The organism is Metallibacterium sp. (assembly GCF_054637675.1).
The window spans coordinates 1-358 of sequence record NZ_JBTSRB010000118.1; the positions used below are offsets into that span (position 1 = coordinate 1).

Genomic DNA, 358 nt, shown 5'->3' on the forward strand with positions numbered 1-358 from the left:
TCAACGCCGGTGCCGGCGCGCTGACGCTGGACAGCACTGGCAATGACTTCACTGGAGTGGTGAGCCTCAACAACAGCGGCGCCAATGCCGTCACCCTGAACAACGGCAGCCATGCGCTGGCGCTGGGCACCTCGTCGGTCGGCAGCGGCACGTTGACGGTGAACGGCACGGGCATCACGCAGGCGGCGGGCACCAGCATCATGCAGGCGGTCGGCGCTGGCGCGGCGACGTTCAACGCCGGTGCCGGCGCGCTGACGCTGGACAGCACTGGCAATGACTTCACTGGAGTGGTGAGCCTCAACAACAGCGGCGCCAATGCCGTCACCCTGAACAACGGCAGCCATGCGCTGGCGCTGGG

General features: G+C 67.6%; 1 protein-coding gene. It reads left to right on the forward strand.

Going from position 1 to position 358, the window contains the following annotated elements:
* Positions 1-358: hypothetical protein (locus ACYDAT_RS16165; RefSeq protein ID WP_461451478.1), on the forward strand; the 358-nt coding region annotated here is incomplete at both ends.